This window comes from Arthrobacter sp. R3-55 (assembly GCF_054161505.1).
Window position 1 is genome coordinate 4,033,716 of sequence record NZ_CP096423.1, and the last position, 26,091, is coordinate 4,059,806.

Annotated in this window: 27 protein-coding genes; 15 read left to right on the forward strand and 12 right to left on the reverse strand. The window is 62.6% G+C overall.

Annotated elements, in window-relative coordinates:
* Positions 1-252: 252 nt before the first annotated feature.
* The 5 genes from M1D51_RS18365 to M1D51_RS18385 all read left to right on the forward strand — a co-directional run bounded on the left by M1D51_RS18365 (position 253) and on the right by M1D51_RS18385 (position 4,351).
* Positions 253-1,260, forward strand: a complete 1,008-nt coding sequence (locus M1D51_RS18365; protein ID WP_458107516.1) for a Bug family tripartite tricarboxylate transporter substrate binding protein — start codon at positions 253-255, stop codon at positions 1,258-1,260.
* Positions 1,257-1,760, forward strand: coding sequence for a tripartite tricarboxylate transporter TctB family protein (locus M1D51_RS18370; protein ID WP_458107517.1), 504 nt, complete (start codon positions 1,257-1,259; stop codon positions 1,758-1,760). The genes M1D51_RS18365 and M1D51_RS18370 overlap by 4 nt, the downstream gene beginning before the upstream one ends.
* On the forward strand, positions 1,760-3,355 hold the full coding sequence (locus M1D51_RS18375) for a tripartite tricarboxylate transporter permease (RefSeq protein ID WP_458107518.1): 1,596 nt from the start codon (positions 1,760-1,762) through the stop codon (positions 3,353-3,355). The genes M1D51_RS18370 and M1D51_RS18375 overlap by 1 nt, the downstream gene beginning before the upstream one ends.
* The gene (locus tag M1D51_RS18380; protein ID WP_458107519.1) at positions 3,352-3,744 is read left to right on the forward strand and encodes a universal stress protein; all 393 of its coding nucleotides are present in this window, start codon (positions 3,352-3,354) and stop codon (positions 3,742-3,744) included. The genes M1D51_RS18375 and M1D51_RS18380 overlap by 4 nt, the downstream gene beginning before the upstream one ends.
* 76 nt (positions 3,745-3,820) lie before the next feature.
* Entirely contained in the window at positions 3,821-4,351 is a 531-nt protein-coding gene (locus M1D51_RS18385; protein ID WP_458107520.1) for an N-acetyltransferase family protein, read from the forward strand.
* Between the two features lie 6 nt (positions 4,352-4,357).
* Here M1D51_RS18385 and M1D51_RS18390 read toward each other — a convergent pair whose 3' ends face one another.
* Together M1D51_RS18390 and M1D51_RS18395 are read right to left on the reverse strand one after the other, a co-directional pair.
* Positions 4,358-6,493: an amylo-alpha-1,6-glucosidase gene (locus M1D51_RS18390; protein WP_172325576.1), complete on the reverse strand. Its 2,136-nt coding sequence runs from the start codon at positions 6,491-6,493 to the stop codon at positions 4,358-4,360.
* Entirely contained in the window at positions 6,490-7,554 is a 1,065-nt protein-coding gene (locus M1D51_RS18395; RefSeq protein ID WP_458107521.1) for a glycosyltransferase family 4 protein, read from the reverse strand. Before M1D51_RS18395 ends, M1D51_RS18390 begins: the two co-directional genes overlap by 4 nt.
* A 157-nt stretch (positions 7,555-7,711) precedes the next feature.
* On the opposite strand from M1D51_RS18395, the gene M1D51_RS18400 reads away from it, so the two are divergent.
* Complete coding sequence (locus M1D51_RS18400) at positions 7,712-8,410, forward strand: DsbA family oxidoreductase (RefSeq protein WP_458107522.1); 699 nt, start codon at positions 7,712-7,714, stop codon at positions 8,408-8,410.
* 98 nt (positions 8,411-8,508) lie between these two features.
* Here the strand turns inward: M1D51_RS18400 and arfA are convergent, their stop codons facing one another.
* The 7 genes from arfA to M1D51_RS18435 form a co-directional block, all read right to left on the reverse strand.
* Positions 8,509-10,047 carry an arabinosylfuranosidase ArfA gene (gene arfA, locus M1D51_RS18405; protein WP_458107523.1) on the reverse strand — a complete coding sequence of 513 codons (1,539 nt, stop codon included), beginning with the start codon at positions 10,045-10,047 and terminating at the stop codon, positions 8,509-8,511.
* A gap of 65 nt (positions 10,048-10,112) precedes the next feature.
* Complete coding sequence (locus M1D51_RS18410; RefSeq protein WP_458107524.1) at positions 10,113-11,015, reverse strand: carbohydrate ABC transporter permease; 903 nt, start codon at positions 11,013-11,015, stop codon at positions 10,113-10,115.
* Between the two features lie 2 nt (positions 11,016-11,017).
* The gene (locus M1D51_RS18415) at positions 11,018-11,938 is read right to left on the reverse strand and encodes a carbohydrate ABC transporter permease (protein ID WP_458107525.1); all 921 of its coding nucleotides are present in this window, start codon (positions 11,936-11,938) and stop codon (positions 11,018-11,020) included.
* A gap of 36 nt (positions 11,939-11,974) precedes the next feature.
* Positions 11,975-13,309, reverse strand: coding sequence for an extracellular solute-binding protein (locus M1D51_RS18420; protein ID WP_458107526.1), 1,335 nt, complete (start codon positions 13,307-13,309; stop codon positions 11,975-11,977).
* 231 nt (positions 13,310-13,540) lie between these two features.
* Positions 13,541-14,542, reverse strand: a complete 1,002-nt coding sequence (locus M1D51_RS18425; protein ID WP_458107527.1) for a LacI family DNA-binding transcriptional regulator — start codon at positions 14,540-14,542, stop codon at positions 13,541-13,543.
* Positions 14,543-14,699: 157 nt separating this feature from the next.
* Entirely contained in the window at positions 14,700-15,491 is a 792-nt protein-coding gene (locus M1D51_RS18430; protein ID WP_458107528.1) for a TIM barrel protein, read from the reverse strand.
* Complete coding sequence (locus tag M1D51_RS18435) at positions 15,488-16,627, reverse strand: Gfo/Idh/MocA family oxidoreductase (protein ID WP_458109617.1); 1,140 nt, start codon at positions 16,625-16,627, stop codon at positions 15,488-15,490. Before M1D51_RS18435 ends, M1D51_RS18430 begins: the two co-directional genes overlap by 4 nt.
* Positions 16,628-16,733: 106 nt before the next feature.
* On the opposite strand from M1D51_RS18435, the gene M1D51_RS18440 reads away from it, so the two are divergent.
* Together M1D51_RS18440 and M1D51_RS18445 are read left to right on the forward strand one after the other, a co-directional pair.
* Positions 16,734-17,741 carry a LacI family DNA-binding transcriptional regulator gene (locus tag M1D51_RS18440; RefSeq protein ID WP_458107529.1) on the forward strand — a complete coding sequence of 336 codons (1,008 nt, stop codon included), beginning with the start codon at positions 16,734-16,736 and terminating at the stop codon, positions 17,739-17,741.
* A gap of 41 nt (positions 17,742-17,782) precedes the next feature.
* Positions 17,783-18,520, forward strand: coding sequence for a TetR/AcrR family transcriptional regulator (locus M1D51_RS18445; RefSeq protein WP_458107530.1), 738 nt, complete (start codon positions 17,783-17,785; stop codon positions 18,518-18,520).
* A 21-nt stretch (positions 18,521-18,541) separates the two neighbouring features.
* Here the strand turns inward: M1D51_RS18445 and M1D51_RS18450 are convergent, their stop codons facing one another.
* Both M1D51_RS18450 and M1D51_RS18455 read right to left on the reverse strand, forming a co-directional pair.
* Positions 18,542-19,189, reverse strand: a complete 648-nt coding sequence (locus M1D51_RS18450; RefSeq protein ID WP_026541840.1) for a LytR C-terminal domain-containing protein — start codon at positions 19,187-19,189, stop codon at positions 18,542-18,544.
* Positions 19,190-19,250: 61 nt separating this feature from the next.
* Complete coding sequence (locus M1D51_RS18455; RefSeq protein WP_011773432.1) at positions 19,251-19,550, reverse strand: type II toxin-antitoxin system VapB family antitoxin; 300 nt, start codon at positions 19,548-19,550, stop codon at positions 19,251-19,253.
* A gap of 324 nt (positions 19,551-19,874) precedes the next feature.
* Here M1D51_RS18455 and M1D51_RS18460 point away from each other — a divergent pair, with 324 nt between their 5' ends.
* From M1D51_RS18460 to M1D51_RS18490, 7 genes are all read left to right on the forward strand, one after another.
* A complete protein-coding gene (locus tag M1D51_RS18460) occupies positions 19,875-20,225 on the forward strand; it encodes a hypothetical protein (protein ID WP_458107531.1) in 351 nt (116 codons plus the stop codon).
* A 46-nt stretch (positions 20,226-20,271) separates the two neighbouring features.
* The gene (locus M1D51_RS18465) at positions 20,272-20,661 is read left to right on the forward strand and encodes a hypothetical protein (protein ID WP_311211332.1); all 390 of its coding nucleotides are present in this window, start codon (positions 20,272-20,274) and stop codon (positions 20,659-20,661) included.
* 182 nt (positions 20,662-20,843) lie between these two features.
* Entirely contained in the window at positions 20,844-21,239 is a 396-nt protein-coding gene (locus M1D51_RS18470; protein WP_458107532.1) for a hypothetical protein, read from the forward strand.
* Between the two features lie 176 nt (positions 21,240-21,415).
* Entirely contained in the window at positions 21,416-21,805 is a 390-nt protein-coding gene (locus M1D51_RS18475) for a hypothetical protein (protein WP_458107533.1), read from the forward strand.
* A 179-nt stretch (positions 21,806-21,984) separates the two neighbouring features.
* Positions 21,985-22,377, forward strand: coding sequence for a hypothetical protein (locus M1D51_RS18480; RefSeq protein WP_458107534.1), 393 nt, complete (start codon positions 21,985-21,987; stop codon positions 22,375-22,377).
* Positions 22,378-22,504: 127 nt separating this feature from the next.
* Positions 22,505-23,425, forward strand: a complete 921-nt coding sequence (locus tag M1D51_RS18485; protein ID WP_458107535.1) for a hypothetical protein — start codon at positions 22,505-22,507, stop codon at positions 23,423-23,425.
* 48 nt (positions 23,426-23,473) lie between these two features.
* Positions 23,474-25,063, forward strand: coding sequence for a stealth family protein (locus M1D51_RS18490; protein ID WP_458109618.1), 1,590 nt, complete (start codon positions 23,474-23,476; stop codon positions 25,061-25,063).
* Here M1D51_RS18490 and M1D51_RS18495 read toward each other — a convergent pair.
* Positions 25,041-26,024: a phosphodiesterase gene (locus M1D51_RS18495; protein ID WP_458107536.1), complete on the reverse strand. Its 984-nt coding sequence runs from the start codon at positions 26,022-26,024 to the stop codon at positions 25,041-25,043. The genes M1D51_RS18490 and M1D51_RS18495 overlap by 23 nt on opposite strands.
* Between the last annotated feature and the right edge of the window lie 67 nt (positions 26,025-26,091).

Here is a 26,091-nt window from a genome sequence, read left to right on the forward strand (position 1 = left end):
GATGGTGCCAGTGAGCAGGGGCAGGCAACAGCTTCCCCCGTGGCGTATCGGAACTATACCCCAGCCGCACAGAAGACCCCAGTGGCACGGAAGACCAGCTCAGAGGGCCGGAATGCACCAGGAAACCGTGAACGCAATGAACTTAAAGATCACTGCGAACACAAGAGTGATGCCTGTCACTTACGCGCCTAGCATCAAATCAACGGGGCATCGCCCTGCACCCGCATTTTCAAAGATGAGAAGAGGAACACCATGCGCCACCTCCGCGCATTGCGAGTCGCCGCCGTCGCAGCCGGCATCGCCCTGATGGCCACCGGTTGTGGCGCCACAGGCAAGAACTCCCCCGGTTCTGAAAGCTCCGGCGCGGCCGGGCCCCTGACCGGACTCCAGATCATGGTCCCCAACACTCCGGGCGGTGGCTATGACACCACAGCCCGCGCAGCGGCCAAAGTCCTGGATGACGAGAAGATCTCCACCAATACCGAGGTATTCAATCTTGCCGGTGCAGGTGGCACGGTTGGCCTGGCCCGCATCGTCAATGAAAAGGGCAACGGCGACCTCACCATGCTCATGGGTTTGGGCGTGGTTGGAGCCAGCTACACCAACAAGTCCGAGTCGAAGCTGACGGAGACCACCCCGCTGGCGAAACTTATCGAGGAACCCGGCGCCATCATGGTCGGCAAGGACTCCCCATACAAGACCATTGATGACCTGGTGAAGGCCTGGAAGGCCGACCCCGCTTCCATCGCAGTGGGCGGCGGATCCTCGCCTGGCGGCCCTGACCACCTCCTGCCGATGCAGTTGGCCGGCGCCGTTGGCATCGACGCCACCAAGGTCAACTTTGTCTCCTACGACGGCGGTGGCGACCTTCTGCCCGCCATCCTGGGTAACAAGCTTGGTTTCGCCGCTTCCGGTGCAGGCGAGTACCTGCAGCAGATCAAGTCCGGCGAAATCCGCGTACTGGCCACGAGTGGCGAGAACCGCTTGGACGGCGTGGATGCTCCCACGCTGAAGGAATCCAACATTGACTTGGTCTTCACTAACTGGCGCGGCGTTGTGGCCCCTCCGGGCATCAGCGAGGACGACAAGAAGTCCCTCATCGCCGCCCTTGAGAAGATGCACGCCTCCGCCGGCTGGAAGGAAGCACTCAAGACCCACAGCTGGACGGATGCGTTTGTTACCGGTGACGAGTTCCAGACCTTCCTGACCGACCAGGACAAGCGCGTGGCGGATGTCCTCACCAAGCTCGGGTTGGCGTGAGCTCCATAGCCACAGGCCTTAAAGGCCGCGCCGAGCTGGGGGTAGCCCTCCTGCTCGGCGTGGTCGGCGTCCTGGTCTTCCTGGACGCGAACGGCCTGGTGACCCCGTACTCGCAGTCGGACCCGGTGGGCCCGAAGACTGTTCCGTTCATTGTTTCCGGGCTGCTGATCATCTGCGCTGTTTTGCTCGCCATCAACGTCCTGCGCGGCGGCAAGGGTGAAGCCGAAGGCGGCGAAGACGTTGACCTGGCCCACCCCGCCGATTGGAAGACCGTCCTCCCCTTGGCCGGCGCGTTCATCCTGAACATCCTGCTCATCGACTGGGCCGGATGGGTCATCTCCGGCACCGTCCTGTTCTGGGGCAGTGTGCTGGCCCTCGGCAGCCGCCGCTACATCCGTGACGCCCTCATTTCCGTCGCCCTGTCCTTGCTGACCTTCTACGGCTTCTACCTTGGCCTGGGCATCGCACTGCCGGCCGGGCTCCTGGAAGGAATCCTCTAATGGACGTCTGGTCCTCCCTGATGGACGGTTTCGCCACCGCCCTGACCCCCATGAACCTCTTGTTCGCCGTGATCGGCGTACTCCTCGGTACCGCCGTCGGCGTCCTTCCCGGACTGGGCCCGGCCATGACCGTGGCGCTGCTGCTTCCGGTGACCGCTGCGTTGGAGCCCACCAGCGCCTTCATCATGTTCGCCGGCATCTACTACGGCGGCATGTTCGGCGGTTCCACCACCTCGATCCTCCTCAATACTCCAGGTGAATCGTCCTCGGTGGTGACGGCCATTGAAGGCAACAAGATGGCCAAAGCCGGCAGGGCCGCCCAAGCCCTTGCCACGGCAGCCATCGGCTCGTTCATCGCCGGCACCATCGGCACCGCACTGCTGGCAGTCTTCGCGCCCATCGTGGTCCAATTCGCCGTCAGCCTGGGAGCTCCCAGCTACTTCGCGATCATGGTCCTTGCCCTGCTTGCAGTGACCGCCGTCCTTGGCTCGTCCAGGCTCCGCGGCTTTGCGTCCCTGGCTCTCGGCCTGGCAATCGGCCTCGTGGGCATCGACTCGGTGACCGGCCAACGCCGCCTGACCTTCGGCCAGCCCCTGTTGGTGGACGGTTTGGACATCGTGGTGGTTGCTGTTGCAATCTTCGCCGTGGGTGAAGCCCTCTGGGTTGCTGCCCACCTGCGCCGCACCCCGCTCCACGTCATTCCCGTTGGCCGCCCGTGGATGGGCAAGAAGGACTGGGGCCGCTCCTGGAAGCCTTGGCTCCGCGGCACCGCTTTTGGCTTCCCGTTCGGTGCCCTGCCCGCCGGCGGCGCCGAGATCCCCACGTTCCTCTCCTATGTCACGGAGAAGCGCCTCACCAAGCACCCCGAAGAGTTCGGCAAAGGTGCTATCGAAGGCGTCGCCGGACCGGAAGCTGCCAACAACGCGGCAGCTGCTGGAACCATGACGCCGCTGCTCGCACTCGGCCTGCCCACCAACGCAACAGCCGCCGTCATGCTTGCCGCCTTCACGTCCTACGGCATCCAACCGGGTCCGCAGCTGTTCTCCAGCCAAGGACCGCTGGTGTGGGCACTGATTGCGAGCCTCTTCATCGGCAACTTCCTGCTGCTGCTCATCAACCTGCCCCTGGCACCGGTCTGGGCCAAGCTGCTGCAACTCCCCCGCCCGTACCTTTACGCCGGCATCCTCTTCTTCGCTACCTTGGGCGCCTACTCGGTCAACCTGCAGGCCTTCGACCTGGTGATCCTGCTGGTACTCGGCGCTCTTGGCTTCATGATGCGTCGCTTTGGTCTTCCGGTCCTGCCGCTGATCCTCGGAGTCATCCTGGGTCCGCGCATCGAAGGCCAGCTCCGCAAGACGCTCCAGCTGAGCGCCGGCGATCCCGCGGGCCTCTTCAGCGAGCCAATCGCGATCGTGGTGTACATCATCGTGGCGATCATCCTGGTGTGGCCGTTCATCTTCAAGCTCATCCGGCGCAACCGGCCAGTGGCAGCCTTCGCCGGACCGTCTGAGCAGTCAGCCCGCAGCGAAGCGGAGTCACCCGCGCAGGCTGGCGACCCGACCACAACAACCCACCAGAAGCAGGAGAAACCATGACCATCGTGGTGGGATACGTCCCCACACCGGAAGGCGAAGCGGCACTGACGCAAGCCATCACCGAGGCCAAGAAGAGCAACGAAACCCTGCTGGTCATCAACTCTTCCAAGGGCGACGCCTTGGTGGATAACCGGTACGCCCAGGGGCCGGACATCCAAAGCATCGAAGAACGGCTCGCTGACCAAGGCATCCAGCACATCATCAAGCAGCCGGTTCGCGGCCATGACGCGGCAGCCGAAGTCCTGGATGCGGCCGACGAGAATGACGCCAGCCTGATTGTCATCGGCCTTCGCCGCCGCAGCCCGGTAGGCAAGCTCATCATGGGCAGCGTCTCCCAGCGGATCCTGTTGGAGGCGGACTGCCCGGTCCTGGCCGTCAAGGCGGACTAGGAGTTTTCGTACAGCTAATGCCCTTAAGATTCGTTCTTAGGGGCATTACCTGTACAAAAACTCGCAAGGGGGAACCATGGCCGAAACCATCCGCACCGCAACAACCCACGACGCCGGGAAGCTGGCTGAGCTGGCCGCCGTCACCTTTCCGTTGGCGTGCCCGCCGGGCTCGTCCCCGGCGGACATCCAGGCCCACCTCGAAAAGACCTTGAGCGAGTCCAACTTCGAGGGCTACCTCGCCGATGCCAACATCACCATCCTGGTACTCGACGACGACGGTCAGCTCACGGGGTACACCATGCTGATCGCGAAGCCGGCTACCGATCCCGAGGTCGCAGCCGTACTGTCAGCGCTCCCCTCAACCGAGTTGAGCAAGTGTTACGTCCACCCGGACCACCACGGCAAGGGCGCTGCATCGCAGCTCATGAGGGCATCGTTGGCACATGCCGGGGATAAGGGCGCAGCCGGGGTGTGGCTCGGCGTGAACAGCGAGAACGCGAAGGCCATCCGCTTCTATGAGAAGAGCGGCTTCCAAAAAGTGGGCACCAAGTCCTTCAAACTCGGCGACACCGTGGAACACGATTTCGTCATGGAGCTGGAACTCTAAGGACGGCTAGCCGAACATCTCCCCCGTCAGGGGCGGACGGGGATCCGACCTCAACTCAAGGCCAGCAGGCACCCCGGTCACACTGCCGGACGAACCCGCGGCCTCAATGGTGATCCGGGACCGTCCCAGCAACACGTTGTCCGCACGGAAGGACCCATAGGAGTCCGGCAGAATCGGCGCCAGGTGCAGCACGTTCCGGGTGAAGTCGGGATCGAACCGCAGCAGGATCCGGGCCAGTTGTACTGGTGCCGCGGCCGCCCACGCCTGCGGGGAACACGCCGTCGGATACGGTACCGGCTTCGAAAAGTCGCCACGGTCAAAGCCGCAAAAAAGCTCGGGAAGCTGACCGCCAAAGTGTTCGGCGGCGTCGAACAGTCCGCTGGCAACCCGGCTGGCCTCCTTGACGAAGCCGTAACGCATGAGCCCGGTGGCGGCGAGCGCGGTGTCGTGGGGCCACACGGAACCGTTGTGGTAGCTGACGGGGTTGTACGCACCCATGTCGGAGCCCAACGTGCGGATGCCCCATCCGGTGAACATTTCCGGGGACATCAGCCGTTCGGCCACCATGGGCGCCTTGTCCTCGTCCACGATGCCCACCCACAGGCAGTGCCCCATGTTGGAGGTGCACGAGTCCACGGGCTTTTTGTCCTTGTCCAGCGCAAGGGCGAAATAGCCTTGGTCCGGGAGCCAGAAGGCCTCGTTGAAGGCCGCTTTCAGCGCTTCGGCGCGGTCCGCGCAACGGCGTTCGACGGCGGTGTCCCCGGCTGCGCGGGCCAGCAGGGACCGGCCCACGTAGGCCGCGTACGCGTAGGCCTGCACCTCGCAGAGGGCTATGGGCGTCTCGGCCATCCTGCCGTCGGCGAAGTTGATGCCGTCCCAGGAGTCTTTCCAGCCCTGGTTCACCAACCCGTGCTCGTTGGGCCTTTGGTACTCGATGAAGCCGTCCCCATCGCGGTCCCCGTAGTGTTCCATCCATTCGATGGCACGATCGGCGTGCGGGAGGAGGGACTCGATGATGTCCGCCCCCAGACCCCATCTGCTGAGCTCGCCGAGCGTGGAGACGAACAGCGGTGTCGCATCGGCTGTTCCGTAGTAGGCAGTCCCGCCCAGTGAGAGTCCGGCAGTAACCCCGAGCCTGACCTCGTGCGGTATGCGCCCGGGTTCTTCCTCGGAATCCACATCCACCGTGCTGCCTTGGAGCGCGGCCAGGGTCTGCAGGGTCCCGGCCGCCAGCCGCGGGTCCACCATGAGGGACATATAGGAGGACAACAGCGAATCGCGCCCGAACAGTGCCATGAACCAGGGTGCTCCTGCAGCCACCGCCACCCTGTCCGGATGCCCGGGATCAAAGATGCGCAGCGAGCCCAGGTCACGTTGGCTCCGCTCCAGGACTTCCTCCACATTGCGGTCCGTCACGGCGATCCGGGGAACGTGCTCTTCCCAGGCAACGTGCCGGCGAACGCCCGGGGTGTGGTGCAGCGGAGTGGTTTCGGTGAAGGGATCGTTGGGACCTTTTCCGTTGACCAACGGCAGGGCGATGATGCTGGTGGACCATTGGCTGCGTGCGGGGATACTGACGTGGAACCGCAAACCGTCCTCGGACACTTTGGCGCCGGAGGCCCGGAAGGCGACTCCCCGGCGCTCGCCGCTGGAGTGCAGGGACTCGATGTGCAGTTCTTTTTTGTGCGCCTTCTTCGCTGGTGCGCCGGCTTTGTTGGTCCGGCCGCCTTTGACGTCGAAGAGGTCGGCTAGGTCGGCGTCGATCAGCAGTTCAATCTCGCACGGTGCGTCCTGCCCGGAGTAGTTCCTGATGGTGATGTCGTCACGCAGGCCCGCGCCCACATGGCGTTGGTGCTGGACTACCAAGGGGCTGTCGAACCTGCCGTCCGCCGAGCATGCCCTGCCCACATACTCCGCTTGGAAGGCCGTGGGATTCCGGGCCACCAGCGGTTCCCTCAGCGCGCCGTTGATCCTCAGTATCCAGCGCGACACGATCCGCGTGTCCTGGTAGTAGCTGCCTTGGGAGCCGCCACCGTGGATGTCGCCGGAGTGCGAGGAAATACAAAAGGATGAACCTTCGACGACGGTCACGGCACCGAGCTCGGACGCCCCGGCTTCGGTGTCTTCGTTCCAAGCGGTCATGTCTGATTCTCTTGCAACATGCTCCCGTCCGGAAGGGCCTTTTCCTGAAATTGTTCAATCACCTTGGCATAGAGCTTGACGTGATCGGCCGCCATCCGTTGGGCGCTGAACGAGTCCTCCACGGAGCGCCTGCAGGCGTCGCGGCTCAGGCCGGGGATGCGGGCAAAGGACCCGGCCAACTCCCCGGAAGAACCCACAAAACCGGTAACCCCGTGCTTGACGATTTCCGGAGCCGCCCCCATGGGTGTTGCCAGCACCGGAGTTCCGGTGGCAAGTGCCTCGATCATCACCAGCCCGAAGGGTTCGTGCCACTGAATGGGGTTCAGCAGCGCCATCGCATCGCCCATGAGCTGGTACTTTTCAGGATCGGAAAGTTCTCCCAGGAACTCTTCGTTGGAACCCAAAGCCGGCTGTACTACGTCGTGAAAGTAGTCCCGTTCCTCCTTGGCGTGCATCTTGGCCGCTATCTGCAAGGGCACCCCCGCTTCCCGTGCGATTGCCACTGCTTCCATGAGCCCCTTGTCCGGGCACATGCGGCCCACAAAGCACGCGTATCCCCCGGCACCCCGGCCTACGCTCACGGCCGTGAGGTCGATCCCATGGTGGATGACTGCGGAGACCTCCAGGTCTTCCACCCGGCTGCACTGATCGTGGGAGATGGCAATGATGGCGGTGTCCTGGGCCATGTCCCGGTAGAGGGGTGTGTAAATGGGCGACAACGGCCCGTGAATGGTGGTGACAACTGGAATGCCTGGCGGCCTGTGCGCATAGAGCGGGCCAGCCAAAGTGTGATCGTGAATGATGTCCACGTCCCGCAATTGAGCGTAGGCCTTGATGACATGCCCCAATTCGCTGAAACTCTGCCCCAGGTCCTCCGGAATGGCCGGGCCAAACCCCGGAATCTGGGGCACGGGGCACGTGCTGTCCGCTGCCGTTGCCAGCCGGACGTCATGGCCGGCGTCGTACAAAGCGCGCGCCAAGGCATCCACTACACGTTCTGTTCCGCCGTACTTTTCGGGCGGTACGGTAAACCATGGTCCAACTATGAGTCCGATTCGCACGAGGTTTCTCCGTGTAAACCCCCAACCCGCAGGCTGTCTGCTCAACCTTCTCCAAAGATATTCTTGGCAGCCCACCCCGGCAACACCTTGGAGGTAGGTGAGGAAACTAACAGCACCCTCCCGGAATGTCGGGCCACGTCAGGGCGTTGCAGCCAACATGAAGATTGAGATCTGGTCAGACGTCGCGTGTCCGTGGTGCTACATCGGCAAGCGCCGTTTTGAGACCGCCCTGGCACAGTTCCCGCACCGCGATGCAGTGGACATCGAGTGGAAGAGCTACCAGCTGGATCCCTCTGTCCCGGAGCACTACGACGGCACGGAGCTGGACTACCTGAGCAAGCGCAAGGGCATGGCCCCGGAGCAGGTCACGCAGATGTTCGCCCACGTCACGCAGACTGCCAAGGACGAAGGCCTGGACTACCACTTCGACAAGGTAGTGGTGGCCAACAGCTTCACCGCCCACCGCCTCATCCATCTTGCCGCCGCCCACGGCCGCCAGGACGCCGCCAAGGAGCGCCTGCTCAGCGATCACTTTGAGCACGGCAAGGACATCGGCAGCCAGGAGTACCTCACCGAACTCGGCGCCGCACTTGAGTTGCCGGCCGACGAGGTTGCAGAACTCTTCACCTCGGACAAGTACGCGGATGAGGTCACGCAGGACATCAACGAGGCCCGGGCCATCGGCGTCACCGGCGTCCCGTTCTTCGTGATCGACCGCAAGTACGGCATCTCCGGCGCCCAGCCCGCCGAGCTTTTCAGCCAGGCGTTGAACCAGGCATGGCAGGAAGCCAACCCGCTGATCCCCGTGGGTGCCTCCGACGCCGAGGCCTGCGGCCCGGACGGCTGCGCGATCTAGCCAACCAACCGCCGTCGTGCCCTAGCCCAACTGAGTAACAGCAAACGTCGCTATGGGTGCTCATAGCGACGTTTGCTGTTACACAGTTGGGTACGCGGCTAGCCTTTCACCACGTCAAGCTCGACGACGGCCCAGGACAGCGCGGGCAGCGTCAGGCGGAGTTCGGACCCGGTGGCCTTCACTCCTTCCAGGGCCGTCAGGCCAACACGGTCCTGCTGATCCTGGGAATTGATGGTCAAACGGTCGCCGTCCTCGGGGATTTCGAGGACTTCGGCGCGGAGCACCTGGCGGGCGTCGAAGCCGCGCAGGGCCACCTCGACGTCGGCGGCTTCTTCCAGGCCTCGGTTCGCGAAGAACAATGCCACGCGGCCCGTTTCCTCGTTCCAGGTAGCGCTGACATCCACCAGGTCCGTGTCGCCAAACCGTGCATTCGAGTACTTGTCCGAGTCCACGGAGAGCCGCAGGATCTGGCCCTTGGCAAGCTCAGCCATCCGCGCGAACGGGTGGAAGATGGTCTGCTTCCACGCCGGTCCGTTCTCTTCCGAGAGGATGGGCGCAATGACGTTGACCAACTGGGCCTGGTTGGCGATCTTGACGCGGTCACCGTGGCGGAGCAGTGAGTTCAGCAGGGTTCCCACCACCACGGCGTCGGTCACGTTGTACTTGTCCTCGATCACGCGTGGGTGTTCGCGCCAGCCGGCCTTGGCCACGTTGTGCGGCTGGTCTTCGGTGTCCAGCCCGCGCTGGTACCAGACGTTCCATTCGTCGAAGGAGAGGTTGATGTGCTTCTTGTGCTTGCCCTTGGCGCGCACAGCGTCCGCGGTGGCGATCACTGACTCAATGAAGTAGTCGGTATCGACGGCGGAGGCCAGGAAGCTGCCCACGTCGCCTTCGTGTTCCTGGTAGTAGGCGTGGAGGGAAACGTAATCCACTTCGTCGTAGGTGTGGGTGAGGACCGTCTGTTCCCACGCACCGAAAGTGGGCATGCTGGAGCTGGAACTGCCACAGGCCACCAGTTCAAGCGAGGGGTCCACGAACCGCATGGCTTTGGCGGCTTCCTGTGCCAGCCGGCCGTATTCGTCGGCGGTCTTGTGGCCGATCTGCCACGGACCGTCCAGCTCATTGCCCAGGCACCAGAGCTTGATGTTGAACGGGTCCTTGTGACCGTTCTTGGCGCGGAGGTCGGACAGGTAGGTTCCGCCGGGGTGGTTGGCGTACTCCACGATCTCGCGGGCTGCGTCCACTCCCCTGGTGCCCAGGTTGATGGCTTCCATGATTTCCGTGCCGGCCTGCTTGGACCAGTCCACAAACTCGTGCAGGCCAAAGGCGTTGGTCTCCACGGTGTGCCAGGCACCGTCGAGCCGGCGGGGCCGTTGGCTGACAGGACCGATCCCGTCTTCCCAGTTGTAGCCCGAGACGAAGTTGCCGCCGGGGTAGCGGATGACGGTGGCGCCGAGTTCCTTGACGAGTTTCATGACGTCCTGGCGGAAGCCGTTTTCGTCAGCTTCGGGGTGCCCGGGCTCATAGATGCCGGTGTAGACGCAGCGGCCCATGTGCTCCACGAAGGAGCCGAAGAGTCGCCGGGGTACCTCGCCAATGGTGAAATCGCGGTCGAGGGTGATGCGTGCGCGGGACATGGATCTCCTTGGTTGTGTTCTGAATCTGTTGTGTTCTGAATCTGTTGCTGTCAAAAACGTGCCGGTCAGGTTCCGGCGAGTCCCGTCGTCGCAACGCCCTTGATGATTTGGCGCTGGAAGAAGAGGAAGACCACAATCAACGGCAGCGCGGCAAGCAGTGCGGACGCCATATTCTGTGCGTACTGGATGCCGTAGGCGCTCTTGATGGTCTGCAAACCTACCGGGAGGGTGAGCAGGTTGCCGTCGTTGGTGGCGATGAACGGCCACAGGAAGTTGTTCCACGCCCCGATGAAAACGAAGATCGCGACGGCGGCCAGGATGGGCCGGGACAACGGCAGGATGATTTGGGTGAAGATGCGCAAGCGGCTGGCGCCATCCATGACGGCCGCTTCCTCGAGTTCGCGCGGGATCTGGTCGAAGAACTTCTTCAGCACGAACACCATGGCCGGGTGGATGACCTGCGGCAGGATAATGGCCCAGGAGGTATCGATCAGCTGCAGCGCCAGCATTTGGTAGAACAGCGGGATGATCAGCACGGGCGGCGGGATGATGATGGACGCGATGATCACCGTCATCAGCACCTTCTTGCCCTTGAAGTCGATCCTCGAGAGCGCGTAGGCCACCAGTGCCGAGATCACCAGGGTAATGGTCGTGATGGCCGCCGAGGTATAGAGCGAGTTCCAGGTCCAGAGCGGGATGTTGCCGTCCTGGAAGACCTTGACGAACGCTTCAGGAGTGAAGCCCGACGGCGGCAGCCAGGTCACGTCCGGAGCTGCGGCGTCCGTTTCGGTTTTGAAAGCGGTTGCGGTGGCCCATGCGAAGGGGATCAGCCACAGCACTGCGATGAAAGCTGCGACGACGATCGCGGCGATCCTGCCGGCCGTCATCTTCTTCCGCGGCTGGCGGACCTTGAGGCTGTTGCCGGTGGTGGCGTTGGGGGCGGGACGGGTCAGGGTAGGGGTTGCCATGGTTATGCACTCCTGCGGCGGGTGATGACGAACTGCATGATGGAGATGACCACGATCAGTCCGAAGAAGATGTAGGAGATGGCTGCCGAGTAGCCCAGCCGGTATCCGGTGAACCCGGTTTCAAAGATGTACTGCACCACGGGACGGGTGGATCCGCCTGGACCGCCGGCGGTCATCTGGTACACCTGATCGAAGATCTTCAGCGACGCCAGGATCTGGAGCAGCACGATCATCACGGTGGTGGGGGTCAACTGCGGCAGCGTGATGGAGAAGAATTGCCGCCAGGCTCCGGCGCCGTCCAGGGACGCTGCCTCGTAATGCTGGGCGGGAATGTTCTGCATGGCCGCTAAGTACAGGAGGAAGTTGAAGCCCACGGTCCACCACAGCGTGGCAATGACAATGGCCCACATGGCTACATTGGGGTCGTTCAGCCAGGCAACGCGTGGGAGCCCGATGCCTGTCAGGAACTCATTGATCAGGCCAAGCTGCGGGTTGTACATCCAGGTGAAGAACAGCGAGACCACTGTGGAGGCCAGAAGGTAGGGCGCGAAGTAGGACAGGCGCCAGAGCCACTGGGCCGGCAGCCCGATGTTGAGAAGCGCGGCCATGACCAGGGCCACGAGGACCAGTGGGACGGTGCTGATCACTGTGAAGTAGAGGGTATTGCCCAGGGAACGCCACATATCGGCATCGGCCAGTGCTTCGGCGTAGTTCGCGAAGCCAATCAGGCTGTCGTTCGCGCCGGTGAGGGACTTGCCCGTGAGGCTCATGTAGAAGCCGTAAAGAATGGGCCACACGAGGAAAACGAGGAAGAAAACAAGGAACGGAGCGGCGAATCCCCAGCCGCTGAGGTTGCTTCGGGTGCGGCTTCCGGGTTTGCGCAGATTCTCCGGCCTCGGCCGGGACAGCGTAGAGGTACTCATTCAAGAACTCCTTTGGTCACTCGGTAGGTGGGCCGGTCAGACGGGGTTGGGACGGGAGAGGAGGGTGTTGGTGCGTTGCTCGAAGGCATCCCATCCCACGGTTGCCTTGTCTCTTCCAAGGAGGACGTTCTGCACCGTCTCAGCGAAATAGGTCTGCCAGTCCGAGCCGGAACCGCTGAACCAGGACTCGGGATCGTAGGCAATGATGTCCGCCGCGTTGGCGTAGTGAATTTGGGGAGTGAGCTCGCGGTAGGCCTGTGACTGGACCACGGGCTGGTACCCCGGAATGTGTCCGGCTTCTGCCCAGGACAGTGATCCTTTGAGGACATCGGTGACGAACTTGTAGACGTCCCGGCGCTTGTCCTCGTTCAAGCTCAGTTGCCGTGGCAGGACGAAGGAGTGGGAGTCAGCGTAGGAGGCCGGCGTCCCGTAGAGGGTGGGGATGGTGGCCGCATCAACGGGTATTCCGGCCTTCTTCATGGTGGGCAATTCCCAAACGCCGCTGAACAGCATCCCTGAGCCGCCGCGGGCGAACTCCGCGATGCCCGTGCTGATGTCTCCGGCCTGGGCGGCGATGGTGTCGTCAAACAGGGAGGCCATGAACTCCAGCGATTCAATGGCAGCGTCCCGGTCCACCTTCATGGGCTGGCCCGGCGTCAGTTCCATGTCCACGCCGTGCTGCTTGTAGAGGGTGTAGAACAAGCGCCACATCTGCGAACCACTGCCGAGGTAGCCGAAGGACAGGCCATGGGACTTGGTGACCTTCTGCATTTCCAAAGCCATGGCTTTGAACTCGTCCGGAGAACTCACTTCCTGCAGTTGCCCGTTGCTGCCCAGGACGCCGGCTTTTCCTGCGATGTCCGTGTTGTAGAACATCACGAACGGGTGCGAGTCCAAGGCGATGGAGAAGACCTTGCCGTCGTGCTGGCTCTTCTCCCAGATCCTGGGGGCAAAGTCGGCTGCCGTTACACCGTTCTCTGCAAGCAGGTCCAAGTCCCACGGCTCAATAAGTCCGCCAGGGGCGTATCCGGGAACCCGGCTGGCGTGCATGATGGCCACCTCGGGCGGGCGACCTCCCGCCGATGCCATGGCCAGTTTGGTGTAGTACGGCGGTCCCCAAGCCAGCACCGTGGGGTGCACCTCGAAGCCGGGGTTCGCTTGGTTAGCGGCGTTGATCATGGCCTGCATCTTGATGCCGTCACCACCGGAAAGGAGGTGCCAGAACCCGATCTCCTGCACTGTAGTAGCCTGGGCCGCGCCTCCGCAGCCCGTCAGGCCAGTAGCCATGAGGCCTCCGCCAAGAAGGGCAGATCCTGTCAATAACTGTCTCCGGGACAACTGCTTCCCGGTCAAAGATTCAAACTGCTTCACCCGTCACTCCTTTGGATGGGTCCGCTGAAAGGTCACTGCTGCACTGCGGTGTTGCTGCGTTGTTGTTGCTGCGCTGCACTGCTGCTGCACCGCTTGAAGTCCGGCTCCGGCGCGTCTCCACACTCGGGTATTTGGTGGCCCGGGGGTGACGCAGGTCTCACATTACATCGATGTAATGGGCAGGGCAAGAGAAAATTGTTAGCGCACACAATTTGGTGGGCAGCTCTCGGATCAGGCCTTGCTGCTGTCCCGTTCCTCAATCGTGTAGTCGATTTCAACCAAACGCTGCCCATGGGACCTGTCGGACATGCGCTCAGTCAGCAGGCGCAGGGCATGGGTGGCAATGGCTCGCTTGTCAAAGGAGACGGTGGTCAAGGAAGGCACGGCAAAGCGCCCGTCGATCACGTCGTCGAAACCCGCCACCGCAATGTCATCCGGAACGCGGACTCCCCTTTTCCACAGCGTATTCAGGGCGCCAAGGGCCATGGAGTCGGTAAAACAGAACAGCGCCTCGGGCAAAGGATTGGCGTCCAAGTACTCCGCCAGTGATTCAGCAGCGGATGCCGGCGTCCAACTGTCGCAAGAGATCATCAGCGATTCATCCTTGGCGATTCCCAGTGTTTGGAGCGCGGCTTCATAGCCGCCTGCCCGCTGGATCGCGGTGGCTGATTGCCTTCCCCGGTTGACGCCCAGAACAGCGATACGCCGGCGGCCGGGCCTGGCCAAGGCCAGGGTCATGTCGCGCGCTGCGGCGAAGCTGTCCACAAAGACGCGGTCCGCCAGTTGCTGGGTAACCTCACCCAGCAGTACCACCGGCGGCAAGGCCACACCCACCTGGACGGCACTTTCCTTGAGCACCACGGGATTAAGAATCAGCCCATCAATGAGGTTGGCCCTGGCACGGGTCATCAGCTCATGCTCACGGTGGGGGTCGGAGCCGGTCTCCTCAATCTGGACACTGAACCCCTGGGCGTGGGCAACCTCCACAATGCTCTGTGCAAGTTCAGCCGAGAACGGAGTGGCGAGGTCCGGCAACGCCAGGCCAATAACACCTGAGCGGCCGTTCCGCAGCCCGCGCGCAGATAGATTGGGCACGTAATCCAGTTCCGCCATGGCCTGCTCTACCCTGAGCCGGGTGGGACCACTGACCGGAACGATCCCGTTCATGACGTTCGAGACCGTTTTGGGCGAAACCCCCGCACGGCGCGCCACGTCCTTGACCGTTGCGCGCAATACGCCCCCTAGCTACAGTGTTCACCGGCGATGCGATTGACCGGTTTTCCTTGATGCTACGCGAATTTTGCGCCCTGGATGCAGCGCCCCCGCGCCAGCTATGGCCAACGCGAGGGCGTACGGTGCCATCCCGGCCCCGCGGGCAGGCCGCTCTTAGCTAGCTTTCAAAGGCGGCGCGGAAAGCCGCCAGTGCCGCATCGCCTGCTTCCACGCCGGCTCCTCCGGCGGCATTCGCTTCCAGGCCGACGACGCCCGTATAACCGACGCCCTGGAGAGCAGCAGCGACGCCCGGGTAGTTGATCTCCCCTGTCCCCGGTTCGCACCGGCCTGGAACGTCGGCCACTTGTATTTCACCCACCCAGGGCAAAGCCGCCCGGACCAGTTCGATCAGGTTCCCCTCGCCGATTTGAGCGTGATACAGGTCCAGCATCATCCTGACGTTGGGGTGGTCAACCGCCGAGACCAGCGCCAGGGTGTCTTTGGCCCGCGCCAACGGGATTCCCGGGTGGTCCAGGACGGTGTTCAGGTTCTCCAACGCGAACACCACGCCGTACTTTTCACCCAACACCCCCAAACGCTCGAGGGTGCTCCTGCCCGTGAGCCACATTTCGCCGGTAGAACGATGAAGGGGCCGGACAGCCCGGCCACCCTCGCCCAGCTCCGCAGGGTGGACCACCATGCGCTCGATGCCGAGTTCCAGTGCAGTCGGAATTAACTTCTCTGCCGATGCCAGCACTTCATCGGCGCTTTCAGGATCGATGAGGCTGCCGCCAAAATAGCCGCTCATTGAGGAGAACCGGGCTCCCGTGGATGCCAAAGCCGCGATGTCCCGGCCGCGGGTATCCCACAACTCCACCTCGAAGCCTTGCCCGTGAATCCTTTCCACCCGCTCCGTCAAGGGCAGCTCCCCGTAGAGCATTTCGGCGCAGGCAGCCAGGCGGAAACTCACGCGTTTCCTCCTACGTTCAGAAGTGCAGGCTCCGCCGGCTGCAGTACGGCAATTGATGCCACCTCAACAGGCAGCCCTGTCTGAGCCGAACGGGAGGCGGCCAGGGCAACAACCAGCGCGTTCCGTGCGTCGACTGCACCGGCAGCCCGGACTGCTCCAGCAGCAGCCCCCGCCTCGGCTTCATTACCGTCGCGGTCCGCCTTGACGGCATCCACAAAGTGCGCCAGTTGGGCCGTATAGGCGTCATGAAAGAGGTCTACGTTCAGTCGGACAGTATCCGAATGAATACCGGCGGCAGTGTAGCTCGTGGCCGTGCTGGCTTGGGGGCCTCCGGCCGTCACCATTCCGGCGGAGCCGAACACTTCTCCCCGTATGTCATAGCCGTAAAGGGCGTTGAAGTTGGCTTCGGCCACGGCTATGGCTCCATTGCTGTAAGTCACGGTGACCACGGCGGTGTCCAACAGCCCACCCTCTTTTGCTTCAGGGGCTACCAGCGCATCAGCCACGGCATGAACGCGAACGGGGACAGCCCCCGGGTTCAGCCAGTTCAGGGTGTCAAAGTCATGAATAAGGGTCTCAAGGAAGATGGTGCCCGGGGGAATCCGCTCCGGATTGGCAATCCCCTCCAGGCTGCCCGGATCACGGGTCAAGGAGCGCAACAACTGCGGGGTTCCCACAGCCCCTTGGTCAATCAACCTGCGGGCGGCAGCGAAGTCCTCAGCGTAGCGGCGGTTGAAACCGAACTGGACCACCACGCCTGCAGCCTCTGCCGCTTCCAGTGCCTCGTCGAGTTCTTCCAGGGTCCGGCCGCCGGGCTTTTCGCAGAAGACATGCTTTCCAGCACGCGCTGCCGCAGCTATCAGCCCGGAATGAAAGCGGGCCGGAGCAGCAATGAGAACAGCGTCCACCTCGGGGTCATTCAGGACATCGGTAGGGTCAGTGCTGATTTTCCGGACGTCCAGGCGGTCGGCCAAGGCCTCGACGGCGGGAAGGGACGGATCCGCTATTGCCTCCAGCCGGGCATGGTGAATGCGTCGCGCGACGGACTCGGCGTGGAATCTCCCAATCCACCCCGCCCCGATCAGGCCAATGCGAACGGGCCGGTCTTCACTGACCGGATGCTGAAGGTATCCCATGGTGCTCCTGAATATGTTCATCTAGATCGTTCTAGTTCGACTATATTGACATGCGGTTTACGTCCCGTCTAGATCGTTCTATACACTGGTTGCAACTGGAGGATATATGTCAGAACTGCAGCGCCGCCCCACCCTGATGGACGTAGCCGAAGCGGCCGGCGTCTCGCGCGCCCTGGTGTCCATCGTCATGCGGGGAGCTCCCGGAGCGGCCGAATCCACCCGGCAAAAAGTCCTTCAAGCGGCCAATGAGCTGGGATACCGGGCAGACTCCCGGGCAAGGCTGCTGCGGAGCAGCCGGACCAAGCTCCTGGGCCTCTCTTTCTCCACCGCGCAGCCCTTTCATGCCGAAATTGTCGATGCCGCCTACGCCGAGGCGTCGGCCAAAGGCTACGAAATAACTCTTAGCGCCGTCGCCAACGGCAGGCCTGAGGCCCGCGCCATCGAAACCCTGCTGGATGTGGGCGCCGAGGCATTGATCGTCATAGCCCCCACCCTTGGCGTGGAAGATCTCGCGCTGCACGCCCGCTCGGTGCCGGTGGTAAGCCTTCTGCGTGACGACTTGGGACAGGCCGTGGATTCGGTCAGCAGCGATGACCAAGCCGGCATCGCCATGGCCGTTGACCACTTGGTCAGTTTGGGCCACCGGAGGATCGTTCACGTCGACGGCGGCACTGCGGTTTCGTCGGAAAATCGCCGGGAAGCCTACCGCACGGAGATGATCCGGCGCGGACTGACTCCTTTGGTTGTTCCGGGCGGGGCGGGAGAGGAAGACGGCATGGACGCGGGCAGGATCCTCCAGGCTGACCTGCCCACGGCCGTCATCGCCTTCAACGACAGGTCAGCGCTCGGAATTATGGAAAGTTTCAAGGCCGCAGGGATCGGCATTCCTGGGAATGTGTCAGTCATTGGCTACGACGACAGCCACTTCGCCAAGCTGAGCTACGTCCAGCTGACCTCCGTCAGCCAGGACGCTCCGCTCCTTGCCGCCGCCGCCGTTGGCCGCGCCGTGGACCGGATCGAAGGAGTCTCGTCGCCGGGCAGCGTGGTCCGGACGCCGCACTTGGTGCTTCGTAAAACGACTGCCCGGGTTCCTGAAGGAATCACCAACACCTGACAAAGCCCCCTCTTAGTGACAGATCACTGTAAAGTGTCTATATGCCCAGGATCACGGCCGCCACGAACGCTGCCCAACGCGCCGAGACCCAACGGAGGATTCTCACGGCCTTCGGTGAACTCCTCTTCACCCACGGCCTCCCCGGCCTCACCATGACAGACGTCGCCCGCCACGCGGGCGTTGGCCGCACCGCCGTCTACAACTACTACGCGGACATGGAACAACTGCTGATCGCGTACGCCCTGGACGAGACCGAGCGCTTCATTGTTGATCTCCGGGAGTCACTGGCCGCGTTGGAAAACCCCGTGGACAGGCTGGCCCTTTACGTCCGCGCGCAAGTGGAGGACCTGAGCCGCCGCCACCTGCCCCCGGGACCTGCCATGGCCGCAGTCCTCTCCCCCGGCTCCTTTGCTAAGCTCGCGGACCACGTGGGCGATCTCAATATCCTTCTGCAGGACATCCTTCAAGACGGCGTCCGCCAGGGCTACCTTCCCGACGTCGACGTCGCCCAGCTGGCTCGACTCATTCACGGAACGCTGTCTGCCAGCGCCGCGCGACGCAACCGAACGCCCGACGGCGGGACTACCGCGCCTGCCCCGGCCTCCGACGTCGAGGTCAAGTCAGCTGTTGAAGCACACGCATCTATTGAAGCCCATACTGCGCAGACCGTACATTTCATCCAGCTCGGGGCGGGAGCACGCTTCGACGAAGCCGGGCGGCCGATCCGACTGGATGCAGCCGTCCAGGAAGCACCCATCCACGACGCCTTGGCGGGCTAGCACAGGGGCGGCTGCCTGCCGTTACTGCCCCGCTGGAAGCGTCGGGATGATCGGCCACTTGGAGTTATCGGCAATCCGCAGGTCCTCGCGCGGGCACAGCAGCTTCCCCGGGGTTTGATCCACCAGTTCCGGTTCCACCAGGCCTTCGTAGCCTGAGGTGAGGATGACATCCACGGACTCGTCCTCACGGTTGTCCTGGAAGTAGTCCGTGCCGGCAAGGTTGCGCTGGACATTGAAGGCAGCCGCCTGGCCCTTGACTCCCGAAACCACCACGGCCACTCCGGCGTAGGCGGTCTCGCTGTTGTCCACCGAGGCCACTTTGAAGCCCCGGGCAGTAAATTGCTCAGCCACGGTACCTGCCAGGCCGCCGCGGGAGGTTGCGTTGAAGACGTTGAGGTTCACTGTTTCGTTCGGAACGTAGTCGAACGTGGTGGTGGGGCACAGGCTCACCGGGGCTTTACTGGCGATCGCGGTGGGGACTTTGATCACGCCGTTCATGATGGCCCAGGCTCCCACCGCCCCGGCAGCGATCACACCCACCAGCAGCACCAGGACAATTCCGTGGAGCAGCCGGCGCCGGAAACGGCTCTTCTGGGCCGCGGCATCCTCGGCAAAGGTGGCTCGGAGCTCCGGGCCGGTGACCACGTGGTGGCCATGGAGCAGCGTCACATCCTTGGGACGCTTACGTTTTTTTGCTGGGGGCTCCTCCGGACTGGTGGGACCCGTCCGCCTAGCCATCGATTACCAATACACGTGCGTGGATCGCGGTCCTTTGGTGAAGCGCCGTGCGGACGGCCCGGTGGAGCCCGTCTTCGAGATACATGACGCCCTGGTACTGGACGACGTGTGGGAAAAGGTCGCCAAAGAAGGTTGAGTCCTCAGCCAACAATGCCTCCAAATCCAGGGTCCGTTTGGTGGTTACCAGTTCATCGAGGCGGATAGGGCGCGGGGGCAAGGCAGCCCAGTCCCGCGGCGCCGAGTATCCATGGTCAGGGTACGGGCGTCCCTCGCCCACAGCTTTGAAGATCACCCTGCAAGCCTATGGAAGTTGGCGCTCTAACGGAACTTGTGACCCGCAGCACAGGCAGGTTGTAGCCAAAAGGTGACTTCCGGCGACTGCTCCTACGGCCCCGGACCTGGGACGACCCCAGATCACCGGCTCAAGCAACACCTTGCTTTGCTTCACTGACACATTCAGTTCCTCGGCCACCCGCTCCGTCGTCAGGAACCGGTGCATCTAGGCACCCTCTGGCATACACAACCTCCTAAAGCCGTCCAAACACCATGGACCTCCAATTGCGCAAACAGCAGTTATGCTAGTCGTTGGATTTATTGTTCTGGTTGGGGGGCGGGCATGGGACTTGCTTTTGATGACGGCGCAGCCGACGCGCTGATCAGTGCCGCGAACTCCGCCCACGAGGTGCTGCGTGCCGAGGGAGGCTTCCTGTACGGGGCCGTGGAGCAGGCAGTGCAGGATTTCAACGGGGGCTACGGGCGCTTGTTCAAGGACGCCTGCGGCATCAGGTCCGATGATCGCGGCAAGCTTTCACTGTGGAAAATCACGAATGAAGGAAATCAGATTGTTGAATCGACGACGACTGACTGCAGCAGCCTTTTCCGCGGGCACCGTCCTGATGCTGCTGATATCCGGATGTGCCTCCGCCCCGCAGGACGGCGGCAACACGACACCGACTGTGTCTTCTGAAGCCACGTCAACGAACAAACTTCCCGACGACGGGAAAGGGGCAACTATGACACCGGAAGATGCCAGTAAGGAGTTCTTCGGACTCCTCGATGAGATCCAAGCCCTGGCACCAACTGAATGGGTGAACGAGGACGTTCCGGCAGGTGGATACTGCAACTTCCAGGACACCGGAAGCGGCAAGCAGTTCTCCGGCGGCCGGACCACGGGACCCCTCAGCTCCGCCGAGCGCGAGACACTCAGGCAGAAAGTCTCAGCATTTTATGAATTACGCGGGTACAAAGTTCAGACCCTCGATAAATCAACCACCACCAATAATTTGCTCATCACTACTGCATTCGGACCCGATGGGTTATCCGTCGCCCTATACACGGGCGACCTCGGCACAATAATCGATGGCAGCAGCCGCTGTGTCCCGGACCCGGAGGTAGCAAAATAGCCTCTCCACGGGCACGGTAATGGTTACAGCGGCGAATGAGGGAATCAAGAACGTTGAATCGACTACTGATGCCGTCTAGGTCCAGGCGCGCCCTTCCCGCCGCGGCGATCATTCTTCTCACCCTTGCAGGGTGCGGGACAACCCCCAGCACCAATTCTCCTACCAGCACTGTGGAGCAGACCATGGACCCGGAGCAAGCACGTACAGAGTACTTCGAACTCTTCAACAAGATTCAAGCCCTCGCCCCCGGCGACTGGGGCGTCGCGCCACCCTCCGAGTTTCAAGGCGACGCTTGCCGGCTCCCGGACGGGACTGACGGCACCCAATTCTCAGTCAATACAAGCCGGAGCCCACTGAGCCGAGAGGAAATGGATGCTCTCCACGAGAAGGTCAAGGAACAGTTCGTGACCACCGGCTTCACGGTCCAGCAATCAACTGACGGAGGCGAGAACTTCGTCAGAAGAACTACCGTCTCCGGCCCCGAAAAGTTCGTCATGGGAATCACCACCGGCAAATACGGCATCGCCCTCAGCGGAAATACCCGCTGCGTTCCCGACCCTGAAGGCAAATTCCGGTAGGAACCAATGACCACCACATACCGCCGCCGGTACTGGCGCATCTTATCCACCAGTGCCGTCCTGCTCCTGCTCGTGTCCGGATGTTCCCCTTCCTCTCCGGGACAGGGCACTGATACAGCCTCATCAGGCTCTCAAACCGCTGCAAGCAACATGCTTCCCGATGGAAAGGAGCAACCATGACACCGGAAGAGGCCAGAACGGAGTTCTTCGGACTCCTCGATGAGATCCAGGCCATGGCAGCTGGTGATTGGGTGAACGAGGACGTTCCGGCAGGTGGCTACTGCAACTTCCAGGGAACCGGAAACGGCAAAGAATTCGGCGGATCCAGGACCAGAGATCCCCTTAGTGTCACGGACCGCGAGGTGCTCAGGCAAAAAGTCGAAGAGTTCTACAAGTCCCGCGGCTACAGCGTGAAAGTCTTTGATCAATCAACGGCCACGAACAAGCTCATCATAACCAACGGCTTCGGGCCAGATGGACTGGTCCTCCAGGTTTATACCGGCGATCTCGGCACTACTGTCGCTGGCAATAGCCGCTGCGTTCCTGATCCGCAGGGTAGCAAATAGCCTGTCCCGGGCAGACTAGTGGTTAGCGGCGAATGAGGGAATCAAGAACGTTGAATCGACTACTGATGGCGTCTAGGTCCAGACACGTCCTTCCCGCCGCTGCGATCATCCTTCTCACCCTTGCGGGGTGCGGGACAGCGCCGAGCACCAACCCTCCTACCAGCACCGCGGAGCAAACCGTGGACCCGGACCAAGCCCGCAAGGACTACCTTGATCTCTTCACGGAAGTCCAAGCCCTCGCCCCCGGCGACTGGACAAAAGTCACTCCAGAGGCACAGGGGGACGTCTGCCATCTGCCTCTGGGCATGGAAGGGACTCAATTCAGCTTCGACAGTACGCAGGGCGCGATCTCAGAAGATCAGGCTGAAGCGATACATAAGTCGGTAAAGGAAGTCTTTGAAAGCAATGGGCTAAGAGTTGTTCAAACCCAGCCTTCGGGGGCGAACCGAGACCAGACGACCACTGGCTTTGGCGATGGCAAGTTCTCCATGCAGCTTGGAACGAGCAGTTTGGGCACCACGCTCGGCGGCAACACCCGATGCGCGCCCGATCCCGAAGGAAAATTCCGGTAGGTAGCAGTGGCCTGCAAAGTCCGCCGGTACTGGCGCATCCTTTCCACGGGTGCCGTCTATATCCCTCCTGTGGCGTCACAGACGTCACAGCTGTGAGCGCACCCGCGCGGACTGACAGAATAGGGGCATGACTCAACCGCTCCAAGGTACTGACCGGACCGCTGCCCACACCACGCCTGCCCTGGCGCTGCTGTTGGATGTCGACGGCCCCATCGCCAGCCCTGTGACGCGGGACGTCAAGCCGGACATCATCGCGGACCTGGTGGCGCTGGCCGCTGCAGGCATTCCCGTCATCTTCAACACGGGCCGCTCTGATGCGTTCATCAGCGAGCAAGTCATGGAACCCATGATCGCCGCCGGCATGCCTGCCAACACTGTTATCCACGCGATCTGCGAGAAGGGTGCCGTGTGGTTCAGTTACACCGCCGAAGGCCCCGGTCCCATCCATGTGGACCACGAACTCGCCGTGCCCAAGGCTTACGGGGACGACATCCGCAGGCTGGTTGCCGAAGACTATTCCGCCCACATGTTCTTTGACGAGACCAAGCGCGCCATGGTTTCCGTGGAGCAGCACCTTGAGGTAGCCAGCGCGGACTACCTGGCGGAACAGAAACTCTTCGACGCCGATGCCCTGGACATCATGGGACGCCACGGCCTCAACGCCGCGATTCTGGACCACCATGCACCGGAATCCGATGACACGGCGGACTACCGGCTGGACCCCACCATCATCTCCACGGACATCGAATCCGTCCGCCTCGGCAAGGACCTCGGTGCCAGCCGCGCCGTCGAACTTCTCGCAGCCCAAGGCATTACGCCGCTTGCCTGGCGGACCGTGGGTGATTCCCGCACGGACTATGCCATGGCAGACTGGCTTCACCACAACGATCACGATGTAAAGCACGTGGACGTCCGGCCCGCAGACGGCGTACCGGTGAAGCCCTACACCATCCTGACGGCCGCTGACCTTCAACTGGCGGACGATGTCATCCACGACGACGCCGGCGGCGCTTTCCTCCGCAGCTGGCGCGAGGCGCTTTCCATCTAGCAACCAGTGAAACCAGTTCCACGCACCGACGATCCCGGAGAAACAGCCATCACACAAGCACAGGTCGATCCGATTTACCACGGCAGCCCGTCCATTGAAGAGGACACGATTGCTGAGGCGATCTCGCCTGCCGTCGTAGCGCATCTTAAGCACAGGTCCGACGTCGTCCGTCACCGTGGGCGGTACGCCCTGGTTAACGCCGACCTCACCCCGCAACAAGCCATGGTGTCCGATCTCCTGGCGGTCAGGGCGGCGCTGGACGCTGCCGGCGTCGATTTCATCCTGGTGCGCGGCAATGATGAGCGGCCCGTCATCGCGGTGGACTGGGAATCACGCAAGGATGTCCGCGAGGCGCTGGTTTCAGCGTTCCGCAACGAGCCTTTCTACTCGATGACCGTGGACGCCAAGAAGAAGACTTCGGTTCTGGTGGCTGACGGCGAGTTGTCCGCCAACCGAAAAGCCCGCATCTTCCGTTTGTACCGCCCCCGCGTCGAAACGGGCGGCGGCCTCTGGTACGGCCCGGCCCTGGGCGTCCAGCTTGAGCTGTGGCGCTTTGAAGGCGATCACCTTGAGCTGCCTGTGGAGAATTCCCTGACCCGCCGCACCATGCTGCGGCAGGACGCAGTCCGTGGCACCGTACAGCGGCATGGCCTGAGCTGGCCCACCATCGAGAACATGTTTGCGGACCATGCCAGCGACATCGACTTTGACATCGACATGGTGTTCTCGTGGGTGGACGGCAGCGACCCCGAGTACATTGCCCGGCGCCGCGCACAGCAGGCCGGGGCAGTCCTAGGCGAGGGCGACGACCATGAGGCGCGCTTCCGCCAGATCAATGAGCTGAAGTATGCGCTGCGCTCGGTGCACATGTTCGTGCCCTGGGTTCGGCGGATCTTCATCGCCACCGACTCCCCCGCGCCGGAATGGCTGGCAGACCACCCGTCAGTGACGATTGTCCGCAGCGAGGAATTCTTCGCCGACACCTCCGTCCTGCCCACTCACAACTCGCAGGCCGTGGAATGCCAACTCCACCACATCGAGGGACTGTCAGAGCACTTCCTGTACTCCAATGACGACATGTTCTTTGGCCGCCCCGTGGGCCCGGACATGTTCTTCACGCCCGGTGGCATCACCAAGTTCATCGAAGCGGACACCAGGATCGGCTTGGGCGAGAACGACGCCGAGCGCAGTGGCTTCGAGAACGCGGCACGCGTTAACCGCAAGCTGCTCTGGGAGCGCTTCGGCCGGATCACTACCCGGCACCTCGAACACACTGCTGCTCCCCTGCGGCGGAGCGTGGTGGCTCAGATGGAGAAGGAATTCCCGGCCGATTTCGCCAAAACCGCTGGAAGCCGTTTCCGCGCTGCGGACAACATCTCGGTCACCAACTCGTTCTACCACTACTACGCACTGCTCACGGGCCGGGCAGTCACGCAGACCAATGCCAAGGTCAGGTACGTTGACTCCACCATGTGGGCCGGCCTCCACTACCTGCCCAAGCTGTTGGCGAAGCGCCACATGGACTTCTTCTGCCTGAACGACGGCAGCTTCCCCGAGGTTGAAGCCAACGAGCGCGCCGACCTGGTGACGGACTTCCTGGAGAAGTACTTCCCCGTCAAGGCGCCTTGGGAGAAGTAAAGCCACCGGGAGAAACAAGCGGCATGGAAGAGGTGTGCGTGCCCGGCGATGTGTGGGCACCCACCCTGGATTCGTGCGGGATGCGGATGCCTGCCTCAGCCAACCTGCGCTGAACCTCGGCTGCGTCCAAAGGCTCGCCCACTGTGACGCCGCCGGACATGGGCACCACCGAATGCACAATCGTGTGCTCGTAGACGTGGATCATGTTGTACGACTGCGCGCCGTCCCTGCCCCGCTGTCCGCCCGCGCGGACGCCCAGGTCCTGGGTGTAACACGTGGCCGAGGCCACCGATACCGGGATGCCGGCGAAGCCCGCCGTCGTCGAGTAATGCAGGTGACCGGCCAGGATGGTGCGGACGTCCGTATTACGCACGACGGCGGCCAGTGCGGCTTGGCCGCGCAGCTCCACCAAAACGGCGAGGTCCTGGACGCATGGGACGGGTGGGTGGTGCAGGGCGAGGATGGTGCCATCGGGCGCCGGGGTGGCCAACTCGGCAGCCAACCATTCCAGCTGTGATTCCGACAGTTCACCGTGGTGGTGTCCCGGAACCGTGGTGTCCAGGGTGATGATGCGGAGGCCGTTGACGTAGTAGCTGCGGTCCACCGGGTCCTGGGGTTTGCTGGCCTCGGAAGCATCGGCGAAGGCGGAGCGGAAGTTCGCGCGGTTGTCGTGATTGCCCATGGCCCAGATGGCTTTGGCACCTAGGGCTTCGCAGACCGGTTCGATCATGTCGCGGAGCCGGTTGTAGGCTTCCAACTCACCCTTGTCCGCGAGGTCTCCGGTGAAGATGATGGCCTCGGGCCTGATCCTGGAGGCGACAATCTGATCGCAGATCTCCTGGAGCCTGGTTGCGCTGTCCACGGAACCATAAAGCGTGCCGGGACCACCCACCAGGTGCAGATCACTCAGGTGCAAAAGCACATGACCTGGTTTGGGGTGTTCGGCCTCGATGAGCTCCATGGCTTGCCTTAGCGTTTGGTGGGAGACGGCGCCTCCCGTGTCAATCCAGTAGGGCCAATCCAACCAG